The organism is Mucilaginibacter pallidiroseus, from assembly GCF_007846085.1.
In the GTDB taxonomy this organism is placed as follows: domain Bacteria; phylum Bacteroidota; class Bacteroidia; order Sphingobacteriales; family Sphingobacteriaceae; genus Mucilaginibacter; species Mucilaginibacter pallidiroseus.
In genome coordinates, this window is record NZ_VOEJ01000002.1 from 319,052 (window position 1) to 345,375 (window position 26,324).

Consider the following 26,324-nt stretch of genomic DNA (forward strand, 5'->3'; position numbering starts at 1 on the left):
ATTTTAAGGTGTATTTTTTGCACCCTCTTCAACAGTGATTCTGCTTTCGTTTCTCAATATATTCAAGCAGTGAAGTTTTATACTCATCAAAATGCAAAACGTTATGTTGATTGTAAGGCGTTCTCACTGGTTTATTAAATCCGATTGCAGCTGACATTTCGCTAAGGTCAATATTCAAATAAGCTACATCGTCCCACTTTTCAGGGTTCGCTACCACATAGTTACTATAGGTTTTTTCTTTGATTGATACACCTGATTTTTGGCAGTAGAGATTGCTTAGGCAATTAGTAAACTGATTTTTATTGCAATGGAATATTCGTCTGCACTTCCAGTTATCTAATTGATGTTCGTCTGTTTGGCTTTGATAGTACACTCCTTCCTTAACGTCAATTTCCTTTAAGAACCGAAGCTCGTTAGTATTCTCTGGTGCAAAAATATGTCGCCAAGATTGATTTGCTTTGTTTCGATGTTGATTACCTATAATGACGTTTGCTCGCTTTGGAAATCGGGACAGGGCAGATATGTAGTCAATTTTTTCGCCCACCTCAAACCAGCCTTTTAAAATATAGACATTATTGCGCTTACCTAAAAAGAACATGGTATCGCCAACTTTTAACATACGGCGTGTCGGCGGCCTGCAAATGCCCCACGTAGGTGGGTTTGCAAAACAGGGGTCATCACCGACATCTTTAATCAATAGGTCGTCAACCTCAGCAATAAAAACCGCCAAATAAGATTTAGATTCCATGCTTCCTAAAATATTGAAAAAAAATTCAAAAAAATATTTTTGAAAAACTCCGTCGTTTTAAAAGAAGGGTCGTGTTTTAAAAAGGCCTTTTATTTTAACTCAAAAAAATTGCTACGATTGTCGGAGTATGTCGCCGTCGGGTAGGGTGGGATGCCGGTGGGGGGTTAAGGGGGATACTCCCCTGTACCCCCCATGCCGGGGGGAGTAAGGTAAACTTTAAGTTTGCCTTGCTAATCCCGGTAATTTTTAGTACATTGTAGGTAATTAATCAAATCATTAATAAGTTTGGTTGCTTGCAAAATTTGCAAGCATTTGCAAGCAATTTGCAAACACATTGATAGAGGATGAAAGTTGAGAGCAAAAAAAAGCCTCTCAGATTATCTCTAAGAGGCTTTAAATGGTGGGAGTTACTGGGTTCGAACCAGTGACCCTCTGCTTGTAAGGCAGATGCTCTGAACCAGCTGAGCTAAACTCCCTTTTGTTTCCCTTTTCAAAGCGAAATATCTCGTTTGTTTTGGGACTGCAAATATAGAGTTTGATTTTATTTCTTCAAAAAATATTTTCAAAAAAAATTACAGCTATCTTTTAAGTTGCAGATGTTCAGTTAATTATTTTTTATCACATAGCTATGTTATGCCCCGGGCGCGGGTCTTCAGGCAATATTTCCATCTCCGGGTACTCAATGTACTCGGCATACCATTGTATAGCGCCTACAACGTCAAGGGCATCATCTGCCGAAATATTTATAGTTTCAAACGCGTAAAGTTTGTTGTGCGCATAGCCGTAAAGCTGAATTTCATTTTCATCGGCGCTAAAACGTTCTTCGCTCAAACAATACACACGCACCTTTAAACCTGTATCTCTTGAATGGATAACATCCCGGCATGGGTCGCCCGGATCTGTTGCCAATAAATAAACGTTATGCTCCATATCAGTTTAACATTGCTTATGGTATTTAGTTTACAAAAGCTTATATATCATAACTATTTAAAAATATCTGCTATAAATCGCGTAACGAAAAACTGAGAAAGATTATTTATACCCATGTTGAGCAGCTATTTCCACAGAAAAATTTCCCATTTAAAGCGTAGCACCCATTTTGAGTATAAAAATGTCGGTTTCTAAATAGGCACAGCAATTGTATTAGTATCAATACCCCTCCCAAAGGGTGTTTTTCATAGGTAGATGTAGGGCCGGAATACTGCGAGAGTCTTTCGGCCTTTTTTATGCGCAACAGTCCAATTTTCGTTACACTCCAATTTGCTCTACTTTAAGTCAAATAATTTAAATCTAATTCATTCTGTAATACGTTTATCATATTATTAAATAGTTGATTACTATAACACCTATCAATTTTATGAAAACAGAATCAAACGTAATTACAGGCGGAGCAAATATGGCCAGAAGGTCGTTTTTGCGTTACGCCGGCGCAAGCGCTGCAACAGTAGCCGTTTTAGGAGCTGCCTCATGTAAAAAAGACCGCGCAGTTGGCGGCGGTACAGATGTAGGCTCAGGAGATATCGGCATTCTCAATTTGGCTTATGCACTTGAGCAATTGGAAGCTGCATTTTACATACAGGTGGTAGCCACTCCTTACAGCGGCATGTCATCAGTTGAGCTTTCTTACTTTACTGACATTCGCGACCACGAAGTTATTCACCGCGATTTCTTTAAAACAGCTTTAGGCACAAGCGCAATCAAATCATTAACGCCAGATTTTTCTTCTATCACATTTGGCGACCGTAAAGCAGTGCTTACCGCTGCTAAAACTTTTGAAGATTTGGGTGTAAGAGCTTACAACAGCGTAGGTTATCTTATCCAGGATGTTAACTATCTGTTAGTAGCAGGCAAAATTGTTTCGGTAGAAGCACGCCATGCGGCAACTATTTCAAATCTTTTATCATCAGGTAGCTTTGTTGCCGATGACCAGGTTGATGCAAATGGATTAAACAAAACCATCAGCGTAGCTGAAGTATTATCTGCTGCAAATAGTTACTTAAGTACTAAGATCACAGCAAACTCATTTTAATTACCATTAAATCAACATCGCCATGAATTTATTTGAAATAGTTGACCAGATTGAAAAAATCGACCCGGAGATACACGAGCGTTTAAACCCACGCCGTGCCGCTATAAAAAACATAACTAGCTTTGGCTCGAAAGTAGCGCTTGCTGCTATGCCTTTTGCTTTAGGTAGTTTATTCAAGAAAGCGTACGGTGCTGCACCGGCAAACGTTGTAGAGGTTTTAAACTTCGCTTTAACCTTGGAGTATCTTGAAGCCGAATATTACAACCAGGGTACTGCCAAAAATGTGATCCCTGCTGCAAACGCAAGCTACATTGCTTACATAACACGTGACGAAAATAACCACGTTAAATTTTTACAAACAGTAATTGCACAACTAGGTGGCACTGCTATATCAAAACCAGCTATCGACTTGTCAGGTGGTAACGGTAGCGGTACAGGCCCTTATGCATCAGCACTTACAGATTATGCTACCTTCCTTACCGTAGCGCAAGCGTTTGAAGATACAGGCGTACGTGCTTATAAAGGCCAGGCAGGTGCTTTGAAAGGTAACCAAACAGTATTAACTGCTGCATTATCAATTCACGCGGTTGAGGCTCGCCACGCGGCTGCTATCCGCCAGTTACGTCATGACCTTGGCGCTACAACCGTTAAGCCTTGGATTGTGAGCTCGGCTGGTAAAGGTAACGATACCGGTGTAGCCGGTGTTGATGGCAATTACGCAGGAGAAGAAAACACTACCCACTTAGGTATTAACTTAGCTGGCGCAGGTGCAATTGGTACTGTTAGCGCATCATTTGATGAGCCGCTAAGCTATGACCAGGTAGTTGCCCTGCTTGTTGGTACATTCTTAGTTAAAAAATAACCAACAGTAGTTTAACAATAAAAAAAGCGGCCTGCATATTCGGGCCGCTTTTTTTTATGACCTTATCTGGTTAAGGCCTGCCGGGGCGGCCTTGCCTTTGCTGATCTTGTTGTTGGCGTTGCTGCTCCTGCTGCTGGCGCTGTTGTTCTCGCTGTTGCTGCATTTGCTGGCGCTGTTGTTCTTGCTGCTGACGTTGCTGCTCTTGCTGCTGCTGACGTTGTTGATCAGCCTGCTGCCTTTGCTGTTGTTGCTGCTGACGTTGCTGCTCTTGCTGCTGCTGACGTTGTTGATCAGCCTGCTGCCTTTGCTGTTGTTGCTGCTGACGTTGCTGCTCCATTTGTTGCCTTTGCTGCTCGCGTTGTTGCTCCATCTGCTGGCGTTGCTGATCGCGCTGCTGCTGTTGTTGCTGGCGCTGTTGCTCCATTTGTTGCCTTTGCTGCTCGCGTTGTTGCTGCATTTGCTGACGTTGCTGATCTGCCACCTGCTGATTTTGCTGCTGCTGACGTTGCTGTTCCACCTGTTGGCGTTGCTGGTCACGCTGCTGCTGCTGTTGCTGGCGCTGTTGTTCCATCTGTTGCCTTTGCTGTTCGCGCTGTTGCTGCATTTGCTGGCGTTGCTGATCGGTTGCCTGCTGATTTTGCTGTTGACGCTGCTGATCTTGTTGTTGCCTTTGCTGCTCACGTTGCTGGCGCATCTGGTCGCGCTGCTGCTGCATTTGCTGGCGTTGTTCATCGGTCATCTGCTGGCCGTTTTGCTGCCTTTGCTGGCGCATCTGGTCGCGCTGCTGTTGCATTTGCTGGCGTTGCTCATCAGTCATTTGCTGGCCAAATTGCTGGCGGTTGCGCATTTGTTGGGTTTGCCCAGTAGCTTCCTGGCGTGCTTGCCTGCGTTGCTGCATTTGCTGATCGCGCTGTTGCTGCTGTTGCAATATTTGCTGCTGGCGCTGCTGATCGGCTTGTTGCTGCTGGTTATTATTGTTAACAGCTTGGCCATTTTGCCTGTTATTATCGTAAAAACCACCCGGCCTTTGTGCATCGGGGCGGTTACCCGGATAGTTTGGCCTGCCGCCCGCAGCCGGGCGCTGATTGTTATTCACTCTTACAACACCGTTATCCGGGTTGTTATCGCGCGCTATTTGTGCCAGTCGGCTCGCATTTGCACGGTTATACCCGCCGTTGCGGCTATCATTAATACGCTGACCCGGGTTTTGGCGTTGATAAGCTGCACCGTCTACCACACGGGCAGGGCGTGCGTTGTTGTTGCGCCTTATATCCGGGCGGTAAATATTTACCACATTATTTTCAATGCGGCCACCGGTTGGGCGGTTAACGTTGCGAATGTTATATACATTGATTGGCTGGCGGGTAAAGCGCTGCAATTCATCGCGGCGCGGGCCAACATAATAGCGGTGATTATTATAAGTATTAACGTTTCGTATATAGCTGGTACGCGGTATTATATTACGCACCCGGTTGTATGGTACACGATAGTTATACACCTTTACACTGGTTACATATGCTTGCGGCGCAAATACCCAGTAATTATCGGGTATGTAATAGTTGCTACCGTATGATACATCAAAGCTCAAGCCGGGAGTTAAAGGTGCCCATCCATAATACTCATCGCCACCTCTCCAGCTTACCCATGCAGGCGCCCATTCGTTACCAGGTATCCATTCCCACCCGTAGTAATCGTCAAAATTCCAGCGGCCGTAGTGGAAGGCTGCCCAGCCCCATGGGTAGTCAGATACCCAGGTATTGCCATAGTCGGTCATTACCCAATGCCCGTTGGTAGCATATGGTCTAAAACCGCCGTCAACATCAGGCACCCAAACGGTACCATAACGTGGGTCATCAACCCAGGTGCCGTAGGGCGATAATTGGTCGTAAAATTCCTGGTCAGACACATATTGTCCATCCTGGTAGCCGCCGTCATCGCGGGCTGTATATTGCATCGCAGAGCATGAGCTTAATACTAAAGCTAATATAAACATGCCCAATATTTTGTCTACTAATCTCATTACAGGGTTGGTTTGTTAGGTTATACCTTATTGACAATAAAAGCTTTAAAACGTTTAAACAATTATTGCTTTAAAAACTATTTATATTCAGCTGCGGCAACATAATTTATTTTTTGACCGTTGTTGATGTATCTACCTGTTTTTTAAATAATTTTGATTGTTATTTCAACCTGATATTATGAGTACAGTAAACATTCCCCGCCTTGATCTTAACACTTATGTAAATGGTAGTGCCGAAGAGCGTAAAGCATTTTCTGACGCTATTGGCAAGGCATTTAACGAAACCGGTTTTGTTACTATAACAAATCACGGCTTAAGCAAACAACTTATAGACGACTTATACACACAGGTAAAGGCATTATTTTCTCTACCCGAAGATGTAAAGCAAAAATACGAAATACCCGGCCTTGCAGGTCAGCGTGGTTATACCGGCAAAAACAAAGAGACTGCAAAAGGCTTTAAAGTGCCGGATTTGAAGGAGTTTTGGCAGATAGGCCAAACCGTGCCTGACGGCGCTCCGGAAAAGGAGTTATACCCGGACAATGTGGTTGTAGATGAGCAACCGCAATTTAACGCCGTTACGCTTGAGGTATACAAGAAACTGGAAGCAGCAGGTAAACACTTACTGCGCGCCATTGCTGTTTACCTTGGGCTTGATGAGCAATATTTTGACGATAAGGTAGAGAACGGCAACTCCATATTGCGCACGTTGCATTACTTCCCGATAACAGACCCGGATGCATTACCAGATGATGCCGTACGTGCAGGCGCACATGAAGATATTAACCTGATAACTTTACTTATTGGTGCCAGCGCCGATGGCCTTGAGTTGCTTACCCGCGATAATACGTGGTTCCCGGTAAAAGCCTATGGCGAAGATTTGGTTGTAAACGTTGGGGATATGCTGCAGCGTTTAACAAACAACAAATTAAAATCAACAACGCACCGTGTGGTAAACCCGCCACGTGAGGAAATGAAAAATTCGCGCTTTTCGGTGCCGTTCTTCCTACACCCCAAATCAACCATGGATCTTACCAGCCTGCCATCAACCATTGATGCCGAGCATCCTAAACTTTATACCGATACTACCGCCGGCGAATACCTCGACGAGCGACTGAGAGAAATAGGGTTAAAGAAATAATGAGGAAGCCGGCTATAAGCCGGCTTTTTTCTTGTACTACAATCTATGAAGCCAACTCTGCCGTAACGTCGCGCCAAAGATATAACAACGGCTGCCCATTTAATTAACACTCAGGCAAGCTGATCGGGATGTTTATAGCCAGGCCACCGTCTGAGGTTTCCTTGTATTTGGAGTTCATATCGAGCGCGGTTTGCCACATGGTTTTAACAACTGCATCAAGGCTTACTTTAGCTTTGTCGGGGTTGCTTTGCAAAGCCAGCTGGCTGGCAGTAATCGCCTTAATGGCGCCCATGGTATTACGTTCTATACAAGGCACCTGTACAAGGCCGCCAATAGGGTCGCAGGTCATGCCAAGGTGGTGCTCCATTGCTATCTCGGCAGCCATTAAAACCTGGCGCTGGCTACCGCCAAGAACTTCTGTAAGCGCAGCAGCAGCCATAGCCGATGACACGCCAATTTCAGCCTGGCAACCGCCCATTGCTGCTGATATGGTTGCACCCTTTTTAAATATGCTTCCAATCTCCGATGCGGTAAATAAAAATTGGATAATACGCTGTTCATCAAATCCGTCGCAAAAACTTATAAAATATTGCAGTACAGCCGGAATAACGCCAGCCGCCCCATTTGTTGGTGCAGTTACCACACGGCCAAATGATGCGTTCTCCTCATTTACGGCCAGCGCAAAGCAACTAACCCAATCCAATATGTTTTGGAAGCTGTTGCCCGTTTGGCGCATTGCATATACCCACTCAGCGTAATTGTTATAAGTACGCGCGCCCATAAGGCGTTTGTTAAGAGCAGATGCACGGCGGGCAACGTTGAGGCCTCCCGGCAAGTTCCCTTTAGTATGGCAACCACGGTAAATGCACTCCTCCATCACCTTAAAAATATTGAGTACACCCTGGCGTGTTTTGGCTTCGCTGCGCCAGGCCAGTTCATTCTCAAGAACTACTTCAGATATTTTAAGGCCTGTTTTACGACACCAGTGCAATAACTCGTTAGCGGTATCTATCGGGAAGGGCAAATCAACTTCAGCGCGGTGCTGGGCAGGTCCGCCTTCCTTTACAACAAAGCCGCCCCCAATAGAATAATAGGTTTCTGACACGGCTGTCTCGTTACTCAAAAACGCCTGGAAGGTTACGGCATTAGGGTGATAAGGCAAGCTCTCTGTAAATAAAAACAGCATGTCTTCATCTACATAAAAACTTATTTGCTTTTCGCCACCCAATGTTAATCTATGGGTATTTGTAATTTCAGCGATCTTGCTATCAATCTTGTCAACCTCAAAAGTTACTGGGTCATCGCCACTCAGGCCAAGCAAAATGGCTATATCGGTACCGTGGCCTTTGCCTGTTTTGGCTAACGAGCCGTAAAGCAACACTTTAATTTGCACCACCATGCCAAACACATCACGCTCGCGCAGTAGTTCAACAAATTGCTGCGCAGCACGCCAGGGCCCAAGCGTATGCGAACTTGATGGGCCAATGCCTATCTTAAACATGTCGAATACAGAAATTTGCTCTCGTTGCATAGGCGGCGGTAGTTGTACAGGTATTAATATTATAACAACAAATATGCTGTTAATAGTTTAACGGCGTTAAAATTTACGGTACTTATTTGCGCTATCCGGCTTTAGGAAAATTAACGCCATTTGCCGAAAAATCCTTAAAGATCTTTTCCATCAGCGCTATTTTAGCGGTAAGGAAATTGGCAGGTTCTACCCAAACATTCACGGTAATGCGCACCGAATCTACTTCCATAGAAGTAACCCCTACGCGCGAACTTGGCTCCGTTAGCACGTTTGGCGTTGCCTTTACAGCGTTTTGCACTATCGTTTTAACTTTTTCCAGGTCATTTGCGTAGGCCACTTTTATTTCAAAATCCAGCCGGCGTCGCCCCTGGCGGGTAACGTTAACAATTACCTCGTTAAACAACTTACCGTTGGGTATAATAACCGTTTTGTTATCAACAGTTAATAGTACAGTATAAAAGATTTGGATAGATGTTACCCTGCCATCCTGCCCTTGGGCAATTATATTATCATCAAGCTCGAAAGGTTTTAAAAGCAAAATAAGTACACCGCCTGCAAAGTTTTGAAACGTGCCAGATAGTGCCAAACCAGCAGCCACACTAAACGCCCCAATAATGGTGGTAAAAATGGTGAGCTCGAACCCGATAATATTCATCACGGATATTATCAGCAATACGTAAAGTGCAGTAATGCTAAGGCTTAAAAAGAATGGCTGTAACGATGAGTGTACCTGGCGCTGCGCCATACGCTTTACCAAGCGCGACCTGAGCAGCTTTATAAACCATAACCCAACAAAAAATAATATGATCCCGAAGGCGTATTTTGGCCCCTTGTTTACCAGCCAAGAATGAAAAGTAGCGTAGAATTCCTTAAGCTCCATACAGGAGCCAAAAGTATAAATTTATTAGCTATATAAAGTAACGAACAGCTCTGGGCCTTTAAACAGCACCCACTCCACTATCCTGCTCTTTATCTGTTTATGTTTATTGTTTACCAAGCGTTTCATAATCGGCATTAGGCAAATGCTATGCCTAATATTGCTTTTTATATCAATACGTTACAAAACAGCAAAAACGCTACACTCACTTAACATTTACATTATAAAGTAGGGCACCCAAGGTTAAATATCCACTTTAAATGCTTTTAAAACAATAAAGCCCTGTATGAAAAAACATACAGGGCTTTACTTTGTAGTGCGATATCTTGTAGGATACCGGCGATTGATATTACATCATGCCGCCCATACCGCCGCCGCCCATTGGAGGCATACCGGCACCTTTTTCATCTTCAGGCTCGTCTGCCAATACGCACTCTGTTGTTAACAACATAGAAGCGATTGAGGCAGCATGCTCTAAAGCTACACGGCTTACTTTAGTTGGGTCGATAACACCAGCACCGATTAAGTTTTCAAATTTATCGGTACGTGCATTGTAACCAAAGTCGGCAGTGCCTTCTTTAACTTTTTGCACGATGATTGAACCTTCAATACCTGCGTTTTCGCAAATTTGACGAAGTGGCTCTTCAATAGCACGACGGATGATCTGGATACCAGTATTCTCGTCATCGTTAGCACCTTTAAGATCTGTTAATGAAGCAACCGCACGGATGAAGGCAACGCCACCACCAGCTACGATACCTTCTTCAACTGCAGCACGTGTAGCGTGCAAAGCATCGTCAACACGATCTTTTTTCTCTTTCATCTCAACTTCAGATGCAGCACCAATATAAAGTACAGCAACACCGCCAGATAATTTAGCTAAACGCTCTTGTAATTTTTCTTTGTCGTAATCAGATGTAGTGGTTTCTATCTGTGCACGGATCTCGCCAACACGGGCTTTGATCAATTCAGCTTCGCCTGCACCGTTTACAACAGTAGTGTTATCTTTATCGATAGTGATACGCTCTGCCTGGCCTAACATTGAAAGGTCAGCGCTTTCAAGTTTGTAACCTCTTTCTTCAGAAATTACAGTACCACCTGTTAACACAGCAATATCTTCTAACATTGCTTTTCTGCGGTCGCCAAAGCCAGGAGCTTTAACAGCAGCAACTTTCAGTGAACCACGGATTTTGTTAACTACTAAAGTAGCCAATGCTTCGCCATCAAGGTCTTCAGCAATAATCAATAACGGTTTGCCTGTTTGTACTTGTTTTTCCAGGATAGGAAGAATTTCTTTCATTGAAGAAATCTTCTTGTCGTAGATCAGGATGTATGGGTTTTCCAACTCTGCTTCCATTTTCTCTGAATTGGTTACAAAGTACGGAGAAAGGTAACCACGGTCAAACTGCATACCTTCTACAGTTTTAACTTCGGTTTCGGTACCTTTTGCTTCTTCAACAGTAATAACGCCTTGTGTACCAACTTTCTGCATTGCTTCAGCAATCAGCGCGCCGATAACTTCATCGTTATTTGCAGAGATAGAGCCTACCTGTTTAATTTTATTGTTGTCTTCGCCAACAGTTTGCGACTGCGACTTAAGGTTTTTAACAACCTCGGCAACTGCTTTATCAATACCGCGTTTCAAATCCATTGGGTTTGCACCGGCGGCTACGTTTTTAATACCTGCAGTAACAATAGCCTGTGCTAAAACGGTAGCAGTAGTAGTACCATCACCTGCAATATCAGCAGTTTTTGATGCAACTTCTTTAACCATTTGCGCGCCCATGTTTTCGATAGGGTCTTTCAATTCAATCTCTTTTGCTACAGTTACACCATCTTTGGTAACTGAAGGTGAGCCGAATTTTTTGTCGATGATTACGTGACGACCTTTAGGGCCCAAAGTAACTTTTACAGCGTTTGCCAGGATATCCACACCGCGTTTTAAAGTATCGCGTGCTTCAACATTATATTTAACTTGTTTTGCCATTATCTTTTTAAGTTTCGATTTTTGATTTTAACGTTTAACAGTTTTGCACGTTGGCCATAAACCAACTTTAACAATTACAATACTGCGTAAATGTCAGATTCGCGCATTATAAGGTATTCTTTACCTTCATAGTTAATCTCTGTACCGGCAAATTTACCGTATAAAACAACGTCTCCGGCTTTTACAGAAGGAGCTTTACCTTCGCCATCTTGCTCAGAAACAGATATAACGGTACCTTTTTGAGGTTTTTCTTTAGCCGTTTCAGGGATATAGATACCTGAAGCAGTTTGAGTTTCAGCAGCTGCAGCTTCTACAATTACTCTATTGGCTGTACCAGCAATAGGTTTAATGTTAATTGACATAGTAATGCTATTTTGAATTTATAATTTTAAGTTTTCGGTTAGTGTGTTCACATCAATTATGCCAAGCGGCTTTTACGGCTACTTTTGGCATGTTCACTGTTGTATTGTCACAGTTTAACGGCGGGCAAATATATACTTAACATTACAAATGTCAGCCTGTCAGTATCGGTTTAACATTAACAAAAAAGGCTTCGGGTATTATATATCCGAAGCCTTTTTATATAAAAATACTTTGTGACTATTTTTTTGGAGCAGCCGCCGGTGCAGGTACGCTAAGCGGAGCTGCTGCAGGTGCAGTTGCTGAAGGTTTAGAAGCTTTTTTAATTTGCTCCATTAATGCAGGGTCGCCGCTTTGTTGCTGGCCGCCTTTTACAGTAACATTCATAACAAGGGCTAAAACCATAATGGTTATTGCTAAAACCCAGGTACCTTTTTCAAGGAAATCGCCGGTTTTTTGCACACCCATTAATTGCGATGAGCCCGAGAAGTTTGACGATAAGCCACCGCCTTTAGGGTTTTGAATAAGCACGATAAGACCTAAAAGCACGCAAGCAATAATCGTTACTATTAATATTACTAAATACATTTCTTTATAAAATCAATTGGTTTTCTTTTCTAACTGTTCAATCTGGGCTGCAAAGTAAAGCTTTTTTTCCGGGAATTTCAACTGCAATTTTTTATAAGTGGCTATGGCTTTATGATATAGCATCTGGTCGGCATATATACGGGCCAGCGTTTCTGTCACCATTACATCCTGATCTTCCGAGCTCTTTTTGGCTTTATTTTCGGTATCCAGCTTATCTGCAGCAGGCGGGCGTATTTGTGGGTCGGTTGTGATAAACCGCTCAATAATCACGTCCTCTTTTTTATTATGGTCAAACTCGATCTTGGCTGCATCGGGCTCGGCCTCAATATTATTTACTGATGTTGTACTGAAAATATTTTCGTAATACTGATGCTGCAAATTATCTGATACGCCGCGCTGAACAGGTTTGGCCTGTGTTTGCTCGACATTTTGTACCGGCTGCTGAAATGCGGGGTTAGCTGCATACGGCTGCGATGCACTCGCATGCTCTTTACGCGTTTTATCGAGCCACCACATAAAGCTGTAAGGCATTTTGTCGTCGTCGTATTTCGATACGTCCTGCTTTTCGGCAGCAACGGCAACCTCTGCAACAGGCTGCGCCTGCACTACTTCGCTATCTGCCGCTGGCCCGGGCTGGCTACGCAACTCATCTATCCTTTTGTCAAAGGCAAGGTAGTCGCCACCCACAATACCGCCAATAATCAGCTTCTCTTCTTCCTTACGGGTTTCAGCGTCATTTAGCACATCATTTTTCGGCGCTGCAGGCTCATCAGGCGTTACCGTTTCAATCTCCGGCGTTTGCTCTGGCTGCGCCGCTATTGCAGCAGGTGTAGGTTCAACTATACCTATCTCATCAATACCAACTATCTCGTCGTAAACTTCCTCGTCAATATCATGCCATTGGTATTCCTCTATAGGAGTATCAGAATCGCTGCCAATTCCTTCTTCTTCCTCGGGTAATTCGTCAATGGCAAACCAGTTTTCAACCAATACTTCTTCGGCTTTATCTTCCTCTGTTTCGGTTTCTGCAGGCACAACAATGGTTTCGGGCTGGTCGCTTACACTATCCGATTCTTCTGCAGGTACAGTATAAGTTGGGTTATGGTTTGTTTGGATTTCTTCAGGTTGATTTTCCTCTCGGTGATCTTCTTCAGTCTGGCTTTCTTCTACCTGTTCGTCCTCCTTAAACTGCTCAGCCGGCAATAAAGGCGCATCGTCTACCTGCAGCATCACCTGCTGCTCTTCTGTCTGCGGTTCAAAGTTAAACTCGCTGGGCTCGGCTGTTACTCCGGGCAGCGCTTCGGCCAATGGTTCTGCAACTACAGTGTTTTCTGCCACAACACCGCTGTTAGCATTTTTGCGGGTTATAATTTTAGCTGCATCCACTTCGGCAAGGCCGTTAGGATTGTTTACCAGCTTAAATAAAGTTTGTGGGTTAAAATAAGCGGCAGCAGCCTGGTAGTTTGGGCTTCCGGCTGCGCGGGCATACATTACCTGTAAAATGCCGCTTTGCGAATTTTCATTTACCAACCTTTGCAAGGTGCTAAGATACGCCTGGCCATTGTCTGCCGGGTTCGACAGCAACTTCCAAAATATCTCTTTATGCCTGTTATCTAAATATTGATCCACTCTGGTTATAAAACTATGAATTGCTTACCAATTGGCAAAGGCCCTGTTAAAAATATCGTCTGTTAATTGTCTAACAATATCCGGAATTAAAGCTTGTTCCTGTGATGAAATATCGCCGGTAAAGTCTTTTGACTTTGTGAACGACTCTTCAAAACTAAGCTTTTTATCGGCATCGTAAACATATTTTACATTAACCGTTATGGTTAAACGGCTTAACCCCGCTATAGGTGCAACGTTACCAGCACCTGCCTGTACAGATACCGGCACTATGCTGTAACCGGTGATTGAGCCAGTCATTGAGCCGTCTGCCTCGCCCCTTGTAATACTAAGGCTGGTTTGCGTACGGATACGGTTTTTTAATGCCTCGGTAAATGTCTGGCTCAAGGTTGGCACTACTAAAGGGGCATTATTTTCAAAAAAACCAATATCAATGGTTTTCATTCCCTGCGGGATAGATGAACCGTTTAATGATAGTTTATATGAGCATGAGTTAAACAACATTAATACCGTGCCCAAAAGCACAATATTTAAAATTAACCGTCTTGTCATTTTATACTTATAAGTCTAACTCTTTTATTTTGCGGTATAAAGTACGCTCGGATATGCCCAACTCATTAGCCGCCAGCTTGCGCTTGCCTTTATGCTTTTTAAGCGCCTTGCGTATCAGGTCAGATTCCTTATCTACCAGCGATAATGATTCTTCCACCTCTTCTGCATCGTGCGTTATGTTATAGGCATCGGCAGATTTGTTGTTATTAACGGGTTGTTGCAAGGTAAATTGCGCCTCGGTATCATTTACCGGCAGTTCAATATCGCGGTATAGCTGGTTAAGTGTTTGATGATTTTGATATGCCGGGCTTACTCCACCATGTTCAATGATATCGGCCACCAGTTTCTTTAGCTCTATCATATCACGCTTCATGTCAAACAACACTTTGTAAAGAATATCCCGTTCCGAAATATCTTCTTTAGGCTGATTATCCAGGCGCATTGGCAAATTACTTCTCCCTGCTTCATGCGGTATGTATGTAAGCAAGGTGGCTGCTGTTATCACACGGTCGCGCTCGAGCACGGCTAATTGCTCGGCCATGTTTTTTAGCTGGCGCACGTTACCCGGCCAGGTGTAATTTGTTAACACCTGCTGCGCATCGTCATCTAACTGTATAGGCGGCGTGCGGTACTTATCGGTAAAATCTGAAGTAAACTTTCGGAACAATAAAAAGATATCTTCTTTGCGGTCCCGTAGTGGCGGTATGCGCAAAGGCACCGTGTTTAACCGGTAATATAAGTCCTCCCGAAACTTGCCTGCTTTTACGGCATCGTACACGTCAACGTTTGTAGCAGCAATAACGCGCACATTGGTTTTCTCAACCTTTGATGACCCAACCCTAATATACTGGCCAGATTCCAACACCCGGAGCAACCGCGCCTGTGTGCCAAGGGGCATTTCGGCAATCTCATCTAAAAAGATGGTACCGCCGTTAACAGTTTCAAAATAACCTTTACGTTCGCCAACGGCACCAGTGTAAGCACCCTTCTCGTGACCAAAAAGTTCCGAATCGATGGTTCCCTCGGGGATAGCTCCACAGTTCACGGCAATAAATGGCCCATGCTTACGTGGACTCATCTGGTGGATGATTTGCGAGAACACCTCTTTACCGCTACCACTTTCACCGGTTATCAGTACAGATATATCTGTAGGCGCAACCTGGTTGGCAATATTTATAGCCCGGTTAAGCAACGCCGAGTTGCCAATAATACCGAAGCGTTGTTTTATTTCTTGTATATCCATGTTGGTTAGATGTGCAGATATGAAGATGTGCAGGTGTGCAGATGAACATTCTGTTTATTGTACTCCGTGCATTTGCTTCATATTAAATATCTTACTATTGTGCCTGTATGCAGATAAGCAAGCACTGAGCTCATTTGCACATCTGCACATTTGCACATTAAATTATCTTTCCTATCAATGTAGCTGTTGTGCAGCGTTCAACCAATACGTTGGCGTATTGGCCTGGCTTGTAGCCTTCCTCTACCGGGAAAACTACCATTGCGTTTTTATCGCTGCGGCCGCAGTAGTCCTTGTCAGATTTTTTGGAGTAGCCTTCAATCAGCACTCTTTCAATTTTGCCCAACTGCTCCTGCATGCGTATGTGCGAGTGTGCCTGCTGTTTGGCCACTACCTGCTTAAGCCTGATGTGTTTTATTGGCTCGGGTATATCATCTGCATAGCGTTTTGCTGCCAGCGTGCCCGGGCGCTCGCTGTACATAAACATATAAGCAAAATCGTACTTCACATAATCCATCATGCTTAGCGTTTCGTTATGCTCTTCCTCTGTTTCGGTACAAAAGCCGGTTATCACATCTGTAGAGATAGCACAACCCGGTATAATGCGGCGGATAGCATCTATACGGTTCATATACCACTCACGAGTATAAGTGCGGTTCATTAAATCCAGCACGCGGGTGTTACCGCTTTGTACCGGCAGGTGTATGTAATTGCAGATGTTATCATATTTGGCAATGGTGTATAGTACCTCGTCGGTAATATCTTTAGGGTGCGAAGTAGAGAACCTTACACGTAAATCCGGATCAATCAGGGCAACCATCTCCAGCAGGTTGGCAAAATTTACGTTGATCTCATCATTACTCCATTTATAAGAGTCGACATTTTGTCCAAGTAACGTAACCTCGCGGTAACCACGGTCAAAGAGATCGCGGCACTCGGCCACTACCGAGTATGCATCGCGGCTACGCTCGCGGCCGCGTGTAAACGGCACCACACAAAACGAACACATGTTATCGCAACCGCGCATAATAGATACAAATGCATTGATGCCGTTGCTGTTTAAACGTACAGGGCTGATGTCTGCATAGGTTTCTTCGCGGCTAAGCAATACGTTTACCGCACGCTGGCCATCGTCAACCTGGTCTATTAAGTTTGGCAGGTCACGGTAGGCATCGGGGCCAACTACCACGTCAACCAATTTTTCTTCTTCTAAAAATTTAGCTTTGAGGCGTTCGGCCATGCAGCCCAGTACGCCAACCACCATGCCCGGGTTCTTAAATTTTGCACCGGCAAATTCTTTAAGGCGGTTACGCACACGTACCTCCGCATTTTCGCGGATAGAGCAGGTGTTGATGAAAACCACATCGGCGTTATTAAAGTCGTTTGTAGTTTCGAAACCTTTTTCGGCCAATATCGATGCAACTATTTCACTGTCAGAAAAATTCATGGCGCAGCCATAGCTTTCAATATAAAGCTTACGGCCATTGTTTTTTTGGTTAGGCTCCAATAATAAAGCCTCGCCTTGCCTGCTTTCGTCGTGCGTCTTATCCTGAATAAGCAAATCCATGTATCTTAAAAATTGAACCGCAAAAATACACAATTTTATATAAAGGCGTGACAGTTTGGCAGCGTTTAACAAAATAGCTTCTTGGTTGTTAACGTATCTTAACTTTATAAGCAGTGTAGCAGCCGCTTTAAACGCATCCTTAACATGGCTTTAAACTTTCTGAAACACCGCTGGCAAAAAACATTACTGATATCTGTCGCATCATTACTGCTTATTATTGGCATTGGTGCACTATTCATTAATAAAATTGCCGAGCCTATATTATCCAACAAACTTAAAGAGGGTATTTTAAAAGGAACCGACAGCCTTTATAGCATTAACTTTAGCGACGCTGATGTGAGCATCCTGCAGGGCAGGGTAAAGCTCTACGATGTGTCGCTCAATGCAGATAAAACTGTACTCGACCAATTGAAAAAGCAGGGCAAGCTACCCGAGCGTGTTTACGCATTAAAAGTAAAAAGCCTTGACATAAGCGGGCTAACCTTTGTTAAATTTTACTTGCACAAGGAGCTGGGTGTAGGCGAAATTACCGTTAAAGACCCAAGCGTAGTGTTAAGCCGATACGCCAATAAAAAAGATGCATCACCCAAGGACGACCGCCCACTTTACGACAAGATAAAAAAGGACATACAATCCTTGCATGTTGATAAGATCAAGCTGGTTAACGGCAATTATACTATTCATAATTATACACAGGCCAAGCCGACCAAATCTGTATTAAATAGAGTGAACGTTGAGGCGAGTAACCTGCTTATTGATTCGACTACCCGTAACGACACTACACGGGTACTATTTTGTAAAGACATTGACCTGAGCTTACGCAACTATTTCGCGCGTTCGGCAACCGGACTGTATACTTACAAAGTACGTTCTGCAAGATTATCAATCCGTAAATCACAACTTGATATTGCCGGTATTGACCTGATACCGGTTGCATACCCTACCTTTTTTGCAAAAAGCAAAGGCGACCGTTTTACCCTGCACCTTGACAGTGTTAAACTTGCAAATTTTGATTACCAAAGCTACCGTGACGATAAAAGCCTACTTGCGGGCAAGCTTACCTTATACAAGGGTTATTTTGAGGTGATGAGTAATTATAACGGGCAGGTACAAGCCACAAACAGGATTGTTACCTTCCCTCACTGGGCGCTGCAAAATCAAATTAAGGATGCAATTAATATTGACACACTTGTAATAAAAAACCTCGATGTTGCCTACAAGGAACGTGGTGGCACGTCTTTAAAAATGGGCGTGGTAAAGTTTGATAATACAAGCGGCCGTATCCTGAATATTACCAATAACAAAAAGCTTATCAGCCAAAATAATAACTGCGCGGCTTCGCTTACAACATATTTTATGGGCAAGGGCAGGCTGAATATAAACTTCAATTTTAGACTTGGCGACCCGCTTTTTGGCTACAATTTTAAGGGGCACCTGGCACCTTTGGATATGGCAGTGGCCAATCCTGCTACCATACCGTTATCGATGGTGAGAATAGTTCAGGGACGGGTAAAAAGTTTGGACTTTGCCATAACAGGCAATAAAGATATTTCTACCGGCAAAGTTAATTTCCTTTACAATAATCTTAAGGTTGATGTATTGCGGAAGGATGATGAAAAGGGCTATACCAAGAGGTCAATACTTTCATTTCTGGCAGGTTCGCTGGTTATTAAAGAAAATAATCCGGATAACCCCGGCGAAACCCCGCGCGAAGCCAAGGTAATCTTAAAGCGTCCCTGGAATTACCCTTTCTTTAAAACCGTGTGGCTATCTGTACTTAACGGCATTAAACCTATAGCCGGGGCTGGGGATACAAAAGAAGATCTAAAACTCAATAAAAACCTAAGCGAAAAGGATCGCAAGAAAAAAGAAAAGGAATTGAAAAGAGCCGAAGAAAAGAAAAAGGAAGAGGAAGAAAAGCAGCGCGAGAAGCTAAAGGAAAAGAAGAGTTAGCAAGATTATACATTGCGCTCATCTGGGACGAGTGCTTAATATCTTTTTGCGTTTGAACGCAAGCTCTACTGCAAAAACAACTTCAGGTTGATACCAAACTGCGTAAAGGCCGTGTTGAATGTTTGCGAAGTGTATGGCTTAGTGATGTTGCTATCGTAAAACAGGTTTAGATTGAAACGCTGGTTAATCATGTAGTCCATAGATGGGCGCATGGTTATGTTTTTAGACCCTGACGATATTTCGGCTCCCTCCACATCGGCACGATAAATAAGCGTTTTGTTGTCTCGCACGGCAACGTCAAGCTTGAAAGTAACATCGTTATTTTGGCGGCCACGTGTAGCGAATAAACCAAAAGGCATCCTGAAATTTTTAGGGCGGTAACCAAAGCCGAACACCATTATATTTTCGTTTTGCTGGGCAAGCTGGCTGTTTAGTAAGCTTAGGCTTAGGCCACGTGTTCTTCGGTACTCAAAATTGGCGGTCATGCTGTTACGGAAACGCATATCCAGGCCAAACAAAGGCGCAAACTGTTCAAATACACTTATCTGTGAGAACTGGTAATACGGCAAAAAGTTATTATTGATATCCCTTGTTGCAACACCGCCATTAACTTCCTGGTATTGCAGCAAGGTTGTGTAACCGTTTACGTTGTAGGTAGAGCGGTAACGGTGGGTAAGATCAACCGTCTCGAAAAACTCTTTTAATAGCGGCATCTTGGCCAGGCCACGATAGGTGATGTCCCAGTTTGGTATTGGCGTGCTCGGGAACTGGGTTAGGCTGATAGTATTTGCATCCTTACCTGAGTATGCCGCTAAAAACGCCGGCACCAAAACGTTTTGAGCACTTGGCCCGTACCCATCGGCAAAGCCATTTGCACCCGCGCCAGAGTTTGGATTGCCCTGCCCAAGCCTTTGTGAGATAATAGCCCGGTTATCTAAAAACTTTTGGAATGTAGGTGATGAATTATTTATCCCTCCCGATTTTACAAACGATGTAGCCAGCGTTAAAAATGAAATGCTGTATGTTCCTGTTGTTACCGGACTCAGGTTTTCGATATTGCCGGAAGACGGCGAGTACTTGAAGTTGGTAGAATAGTTGCGATCCTGCAGGCGGGTTGCTATCAGCTGTATGCGCAAATCACTGAAAGGCTCAATAACACTCCGCAGGTTTATATCTTCATTAAAGCTTTTTACATACAACTGGTTTTGTAGTGTATCGGTTGTTATCCAGCCATTGGCAACAGCTCGGTTGCGTATATCAGCCTGGCTGCCCAGCAAAAAGCCTAAGCCCGGCGCGTCGTAAGTTAAGTCCTGCCCAAACAAATTTGACTTTGGTAAATAACCGGGTAAATACGTTCCCTCGGTGCGGGTGTAAGTACCGCTTATGGTTTTTACAGATGTTAACATGCCCAACAGAAACTTACCTGCCCCGCCCTTTTCATCCCTGCCACCGCGACGAAGTGCCTTAAACTTATTGTAAAGCGTTGTAAAAGTAAGCGTTGGGTTAAGCTGTATACTGCGCGAGTTTTGGATGGTGTTACCTACGTTGTAATCAGCATTGTTAATGGCGAACTCCGGCTGGGTTTGCCAGTTAAAATGGGTACTGTAACGCGTGATCAGGGCTGTCCAATCAAGGCCGGGTATCTTGTGTATTGGCGTGGTATAATTAACGTTTAAAGTGTGATTATAGTTGGTGGTGCGCCCCAGTTTCCATAGGTTTTGCCAAAGGGTATCACGCTTTAGTCCGTTTAACCGCCCGGCAGGTTCATCCACTACCGACAGGTTTGTAGCGTCGATATCCATCTGCAGTGATTTGGATAAGTTCCAACCAATACCGTAAACCCGCGTAATATTGAAGTTTTTGTTGAAGCTGGTTGGAATAGGTATGTAGTTATTAGGGTCGTTGTTACGCAGGGTATTTTCCGAATAAAACCTATCAAAATTAATGCTGAAGTTTAACCTTGACGGCAATATGCTGAAGTTAAAATCACGGGCAAGGGCAAGCAGGTTACTCTTAATGATCTTCTCGAACGGTGAGTAATATTTAGGCTGATTAGTGTAATTATAGGCCAACGCCACCCGGTAAGTTTTGGCCATATCGTTTTCCACGTTGAAATCGTGATGGCGGTATTCGGTATATGCATAGCTGGCAGCAAAGTTTTCGATATCCCATACATGCGGGGTAGCGGCAGGGTTGGTGCGCTCTTTATGCACGTTGGTAAAGTTTATGCTTTTACGTGTGGTATAGTCAATAGAAACATTTTTGATCGAATCTCTGGCTTTTGCCGTCGGCGCGGCAGCCAGTGTTTTCTTTAGCTCCACATCGGGCGATGCTGGATCAAATTGCGGCGTGCTTACCTGGGTAGATACATTGATATAGGCAGGTATGCGCAACCCAGCCTTCTCCGGGAAAAACTTACCAAGCTCCACACTGCCCGATACGTCAACCACCTGGTTATCGCTTCGATTACGCTCATTCACGCGCGAATCCAGTGATCCAAAACCAATGGTGCTTTTACTACCGGCAACGGTTATGTTACCAAAGTCGGCCAGTGCGGCATCAAGGCGGGCAGTTGCAGCCCATCCGCCACGTTGGTCAAAATCGGTAAGGCGCAATTCGTCAAACCAAACCGTACCACTTTTTTCAATACCATCATCGCCAGGGTTGGTTGGCCGGTATGGGTTGCGCACACCAAGCATTATGGCACGCAGGCGGCTCAAGTCGGGCTGGCCTTTTATGGTTACTTTGTAAGTACCATCCGTGTAAATAAATGGTACGGTAAACGGCCAGGGCTGTCCATTAAGTTTTGCATTGTTACGTGCCAGCTTAGCTGTTGTAAGCAGGTCGAGTTGTAAATTAAGTTCGTTAGCCGCCGGCCATATTGCATCCGCATCACGGGTACCGGGCTGGGTTATATACAGCGGCAATTCATACTCGTAATAGTTATCAATATAATCTACACCCAGGCGCACAAATGCATTCAGGTCCTTGTCGCGCAGTTGCTCACCCTCAGCATGTATAAACATCTGGATCTTTTTGTAAGATCGCAGATCGTTATAAAACGTACGGAATGCTGCTCTCGAATAACCGTCCCGCAGGTTGGTTACTTTCAGCGCTAACGATTGCTCGTTAAGCTGGCTATTGGTTTGCAGGTTATTGTAATTGCGCTGGCGATTAATACCCGGCGGCACCACGTAAGGCACAGGTGTACGGTTACCGTTTTCCTCGATATTTACCGCCTGTACATCAAGAGTTGAGTTATCTAAAGCAGGGTTTGGAATGGCAGGATCGGCTATGACATTAAGCGGGTTATTTTCCGCATTGAATGATCGCCATTCGCCACGCACCAACTGCAAAGTAGCAAAGCGGATAACGGAGGTATCGGCAAAGTTAGTCATGAACATACGCATAAAGCGGATGGCCTTGAAATCCTGTATGTTGCCTACCTTTGATGCATAATCATTAATCGGGATCCTGAATTGGTACCAAGTAACCGGCTGGGTGGTACCATTGGCCAGCTTTACGTTTGACGTTACCTTATCGGCAATAAAGTTTTGCCCTACCACAAAATCCTGCGGACGAACGGATACGCGGTATTGGAAATACTCATCCGTTTGGCTCATGTTATTATCGCGGTTGATATCCTCGCCATCGGGCAGTGAGGTAGACGCCGAAGTTTGCAAACCCAGCTCAGCCTGCGATTGCTCGGCTGTTTTGGAGTTACCCTCGGTTCCGTTGTAACGGCTGTAACGCTCCATAATGCCTGCCCGTGCCTGGTCAAGCTCAGGCCCCTGATAGTAGCGATAATTATCAGACGATGGATCGGCAGTAAAGCTTTGTGCTACCTGCGGGCTGGTTACCGCCTGCACCTGTTGTACAACATTGGCAAACTTGGTGCGCTCGTCGGCATCATTAATACCATCCAAACCTATATCCTGTAATGTACGGGCGGCGGGGTCATTGTCAAATGCATTGATAACCGGTTGCAGTTTTGATACACGACCCCAAACCGTTTCGTCTGTTTTATCGGTACTGCCATCAACAGGCAGGCCGTTTTCAAGGCTCTTACGGCCGTCTTTTAAGATATCTTCAGATATGCTACCCAAGTTAAAGTATAAATCACCACCCTGCGAGTTTGGCTTGTAAATAAACGGATCCATCATCCAAAACTCGATGTAGCCCACATTCAACGATTCAAAATCGTTTGATTCCAGCTTGCGGAAGATACCACCCCACCGGTTGCGCGGATTTTGCAGCGTACCATCGGCGTTGAGGCCGGTAGTGGTATAGTTGTAAGGCCCACGTTGCATTGGGTAATAAGCAAGGTTGAGCGTAGGTAACATGAGCGGCTGGCCGGTTACCGACTGCCTGTATGGAAACACCTCCTGCTCTATAATCTGCCTTACGTAGTGGTTAGAAAGCTCGGCCCTTGATACCGGGACAGTGCCCGAATTAGTATAAAATATAGGGTCGATATTGTAAAACGCCAGGCGGGCACGGTTGTAGCCGTAGCTTAAATCATTAAACAACTGCGCCTCGCTAAACATTTGCGGTGTACCCGCAATTTGCCAGTTGGCAAAGCTTTTAATATCTATAACGGTACGGCTGTTCTCAAAATCATCAAGGTATGATGTTCCCTTTTTTGATCCCGCAAAGTTCAACGCTCCCGGCGTACCCGGCATCAGCTGCGCAAACTCTCCGCTAAAATTTATAGTGGATGGAGCCTTGGTATTGATAAAAGGAATCCTGTCCACCAGTCGCGTTAACCAGCGCGACTCGGTGCTGTAGTTAACATCAAATCCCCATATAGTATTGGAGATTGACTCGTCGCCAACAACTTCGTTTTGCGTGAGGGGCTGCTCTGTTAAGTGCATAATGGTTGCACCCAAAGCCAACTTAGGGTTAACCCGGTAATCGAACCGGCTACCTATTAATGATTTTTGCTGTACGCCAAACAACTCATTGTTCTCAATCTTGATATTTATTGGCTGGCCCGACGACAATATGGCCTGGTTAAGCATACGCAAACGGCCAGCACTGTAGTCGATAGTATAATCTGAACCCTCGGTTAACTTAAGCGCGCCCGCCGTTACCACCACCGATCCCTGCGGAATATTCACGGCATTTAACTGGTACTCCGAGCCACCGGTAGATGAGTAAGTTCCTTTGATGAGATACCTGTTTAGCTTAGGGAAAAATTGCTGGGCAATAGTTTTGAGTGAGTCGTAAAGCGGCTGATACGTATAACGGTTAACCAAGTCCGTTTCAGCAGGGGTGAACTGCCGGGCCAGGTCGCTGCCGAAAGGCTCAATCACAGGAAACATAATCCGGCCCTGTTGCGAGTCGATAGTAATACCTTCCAGGAAATCGAAGAAACCATCGGGCCTTTTATCATTTTGCTGATCAAGGTTATCGACGCCTGTAAGCTGCATCCAGCGCTTACTGGCTGTGTTCTGCCCCTCGTCCATTATCGTTTTTTCGATGCCCGATTTGTCATCCAACCGGCTCACGTTTAGTCTGAAGTTATTAGGGCTGATCTGGAAAGCACCTAAGGAATAGATGTTTTTCATCATCAGATCCCAGGTTGGCAGGTTGGTTTTAAGCAATTCGTTCTTCAGCAACTTTACAAATAGCGATTTTGGGTTGGCCGGGTCAACAGCCACATCGCTCGAAAACTCGCCCACCTGGAAGGTTTGCCCATTGTATGAGTATTGGTAGGCCACCGCCAGCACCTCGTCATTATTCATGGGGTAATTAAGAGATATATAACCCAATTGCGGATGCAGCGTAAACTCCTTATCGGTTAGCTTACGTGCATAGGTAAGTTTGGCATAGTTATCTGTGCTGCCCGTGCTCCTGAAGTAGTTTGCAACATCATTAGAGTTGGTTTGGCGCACGCCCGCGGGCAGGTTAGCCAATAAGTTGTTTGATTGCTGGCTAAAGCCCGGCCCCTGAAAACCGGCGGGCAGACCGCTAAAGCCGCCACCGCCTTGTATAAGCGTAGTATTGTAAGGCCTGTTTTCACCCAGATCCAGGAAGGCTAAGATATCTCTCGAATCGGCAACTACGTTACTGCGGTTGGTTGTCCAAACCTCAATTTTAGTAATATTAATGCTCGAGCTGATGATTGGGATATTGGCCAATGCCCGGTTGTAATTGTTCCGGAAATATTGCGATAAAAAGAAGTGCCTGTTGGCCTCGTAATCGGCAGCGGTAATGTTGATGTTGCCCTGTTGCGCGCCACTACCCGGCACTATGGTAATATTCTTCGACTCCGACCGCTGTTGAGAAAATATACTGGTTATATCAAGGTTGCCAAACTTAAGCTTGGTTTTGATACCGAATAATGCCTGGCTCCCGTTAATAAGCGTAGTATTTAACGGCATGCTTACCGTACCCGCTTCAATTTTTTGAATAATTTCGTCGGCGTGGCCGGTGTAATCAAGCTTTATCTGGTTATCAAACTGAAACTGGGCCTCGGTATTGTAATTGGTTGTGATCTTCAGCTTATCACCAATATTACCGGTTACGTTAAGCTGTATACGCTGATCAAAATTAAAGTTGAACTGCTTGCGCTGGCGGGTATTGAATAAAGGGTTCTCGTTGGTATTTACCTGACCGGCCAAAATCATTTCGGCCGATCCCTGCGGACGGATATCAATAACCGAGCTGCCAAAAATCTGTTCGAACGTTTTGCTGCGCACTTTTATCTGCGGCACAAACCCTTCCTGTTGCGACTCATAAGCGTAATTATCCGCAAGTTGCTGGAAATAGCCACGCTGTATACTCTTGCGCTGCAGCGCCAGGTACTCATCAAACGTCAGATATCGCGGAGCACGGTAAAACAGATTGCCCAGTTTTTCGTATAGTATATAGCGGTTTGTAAGCGGGTCGTATTCTATAGTGCGGCTCAGGCCCGGCGGGTCGGCATTAAACAAACCCTCACGTGCCATTTGGTTGCGTGTACGGTTAAGCCTCAGCGGCGCATTGGTACGCATACTGTCGCGCCGCACAGGTTTTGCAGGTGATGTATCACGCCTTACCTGCGATGTGTTGGTTGCCCGGGGTTTGCGTATTGCAGGCGGAACCGTATTATTACCAAGGGGGCTTTGCGGCGACTGCGGCGTGTTTGGCTGCTGTGGCTGAGACACTTGCGCGCGTACTTCCCCTACCCCGCAAAAAGCAGTAAGAAGTAGCATACCTATAAAAATTATATAAGTAGAGAGTTTAGTCAAAGGGCCTT

17 protein-coding genes and 1 tRNA gene are annotated in these 26,324 nt (G+C 44.7%); 4 read left to right on the top strand and 14 right to left on the bottom strand.

What is annotated here, in order from left to right:
* Positions 1-28: 28 nt before the first annotated feature.
* The 3 genes from FPZ43_RS05905 to FPZ43_RS05915 all read right to left on the bottom strand — a co-directional run bounded on the left by FPZ43_RS05905 (position 29) and on the right by FPZ43_RS05915 (position 1,678).
* A complete protein-coding gene (locus FPZ43_RS05905; RefSeq protein WP_146380931.1) occupies positions 29-748 on the bottom strand; it encodes a hypothetical protein in 720 nt (239 codons plus the stop codon).
* Positions 749-1,146: 398 nt separating this feature from the next.
* Positions 1,147-1,224, bottom strand: a tRNA-Val gene (locus FPZ43_RS05910).
* Positions 1,225-1,366: 142 nt separating this feature from the next.
* Positions 1,367-1,678: a hypothetical protein gene (locus FPZ43_RS05915; protein ID WP_146380932.1), complete on the bottom strand. Its 312-nt coding sequence runs from the start codon at positions 1,676-1,678 to the stop codon at positions 1,367-1,369.
* Between the two features lie 427 nt (positions 1,679-2,105).
* Between FPZ43_RS05915 and FPZ43_RS05920 the strand changes: the two genes are divergently transcribed.
* The gene (locus FPZ43_RS05920; RefSeq protein ID WP_146380933.1) at positions 2,106-2,777 is read left to right on the top strand and encodes a ferritin-like domain-containing protein; all 672 of its coding nucleotides are present in this window, start codon (positions 2,106-2,108) and stop codon (positions 2,775-2,777) included.
* A gap of 22 nt (positions 2,778-2,799) precedes the next feature.
* Positions 2,800-3,639 carry a ferritin-like domain-containing protein gene (locus tag FPZ43_RS05925; protein WP_146380934.1) on the top strand — a complete coding sequence of 280 codons (840 nt, stop codon included), beginning with the start codon at positions 2,800-2,802 and terminating at the stop codon, positions 3,637-3,639.
* 70 nt (positions 3,640-3,709) lie between these two features.
* Here the strand turns inward: FPZ43_RS05925 and FPZ43_RS05930 are convergent, their stop codons facing one another.
* Positions 3,710-5,659: a DUF6600 domain-containing protein gene (locus FPZ43_RS05930; protein WP_146380935.1), complete on the bottom strand. Its 1,950-nt coding sequence runs from the start codon at positions 5,657-5,659 to the stop codon at positions 3,710-3,712.
* A 178-nt stretch (positions 5,660-5,837) separates the two neighbouring features.
* Between FPZ43_RS05930 and FPZ43_RS05935 the strand changes: the two genes are divergently transcribed.
* On the top strand, positions 5,838-6,800 hold the full coding sequence (locus tag FPZ43_RS05935) for an isopenicillin N synthase family dioxygenase (RefSeq protein WP_146380936.1): 963 nt from the start codon (positions 5,838-5,840) through the stop codon (positions 6,798-6,800).
* Between the two features lie 103 nt (positions 6,801-6,903).
* Here the strand turns inward: FPZ43_RS05935 and FPZ43_RS05940 are convergent, their stop codons facing one another.
* From FPZ43_RS05940 to miaB, 9 genes are all read right to left on the bottom strand, one after another.
* Positions 6,904-8,331 carry an L-serine ammonia-lyase gene (locus tag FPZ43_RS05940; RefSeq protein ID WP_146380937.1) on the bottom strand — a complete coding sequence of 476 codons (1,428 nt, stop codon included), beginning with the start codon at positions 8,329-8,331 and terminating at the stop codon, positions 6,904-6,906.
* A 91-nt stretch (positions 8,332-8,422) separates the two neighbouring features.
* Positions 8,423-9,211, bottom strand: a complete 789-nt coding sequence (locus FPZ43_RS05945) for a mechanosensitive ion channel family protein (RefSeq protein ID WP_146380938.1) — start codon at positions 9,209-9,211, stop codon at positions 8,423-8,425.
* 346 nt (positions 9,212-9,557) lie between these two features.
* Positions 9,558-11,195: a chaperonin GroEL gene (groL, locus tag FPZ43_RS05950; protein WP_146380939.1), complete on the bottom strand. Its 1,638-nt coding sequence runs from the start codon at positions 11,193-11,195 to the stop codon at positions 9,558-9,560.
* A gap of 74 nt (positions 11,196-11,269) precedes the next feature.
* The gene (locus FPZ43_RS05955) at positions 11,270-11,557 is read right to left on the bottom strand and encodes a co-chaperone GroES (RefSeq protein ID WP_146380940.1); all 288 of its coding nucleotides are present in this window, start codon (positions 11,555-11,557) and stop codon (positions 11,270-11,272) included.
* Positions 11,558-11,795: 238 nt separating this feature from the next.
* On the bottom strand, positions 11,796-12,143 hold the full coding sequence (gene secG, locus FPZ43_RS05960) for a preprotein translocase subunit SecG (protein WP_146380941.1): 348 nt from the start codon (positions 12,141-12,143) through the stop codon (positions 11,796-11,798).
* Between the two features lie 12 nt (positions 12,144-12,155).
* The gene (locus FPZ43_RS05965; RefSeq protein WP_146380942.1) at positions 12,156-13,772 is read right to left on the bottom strand and encodes a hypothetical protein; all 1,617 of its coding nucleotides are present in this window, start codon (positions 13,770-13,772) and stop codon (positions 12,156-12,158) included.
* A gap of 24 nt (positions 13,773-13,796) precedes the next feature.
* A complete protein-coding gene (locus FPZ43_RS05970; RefSeq protein WP_146380943.1) occupies positions 13,797-14,321 on the bottom strand; it encodes an LptE family protein in 525 nt (174 codons plus the stop codon).
* Between the two features lie 7 nt (positions 14,322-14,328).
* On the bottom strand, positions 14,329-15,564 hold the full coding sequence (locus FPZ43_RS05975; protein WP_146380944.1) for a sigma-54 interaction domain-containing protein: 1,236 nt from the start codon (positions 15,562-15,564) through the stop codon (positions 14,329-14,331).
* A 157-nt stretch (positions 15,565-15,721) separates the two neighbouring features.
* The gene (gene miaB / locus FPZ43_RS05980; RefSeq protein ID WP_146380945.1) at positions 15,722-17,128 is read right to left on the bottom strand and encodes a tRNA (N6-isopentenyl adenosine(37)-C2)-methylthiotransferase MiaB; all 1,407 of its coding nucleotides are present in this window, start codon (positions 17,126-17,128) and stop codon (positions 15,722-15,724) included.
* 144 nt (positions 17,129-17,272) lie between these two features.
* Between miaB and FPZ43_RS05985 the strand changes: the two genes are divergently transcribed.
* Positions 17,273-19,081, top strand: a complete 1,809-nt coding sequence (locus tag FPZ43_RS05985) for an AsmA family protein (RefSeq protein ID WP_146380946.1) — start codon at positions 17,273-17,275, stop codon at positions 19,079-19,081.
* Between the two features lie 65 nt (positions 19,082-19,146).
* On the opposite strand, the gene sov is transcribed toward FPZ43_RS05985, so the two are convergent.
* A complete protein-coding gene (gene sov, locus FPZ43_RS05990; protein ID WP_261380996.1) occupies positions 19,147-26,280 on the bottom strand; it encodes a T9SS outer membrane translocon Sov/SprA in 7,134 nt (2,377 codons plus the stop codon).
* Positions 26,281-26,324 lie beyond the last annotated feature (44 nt).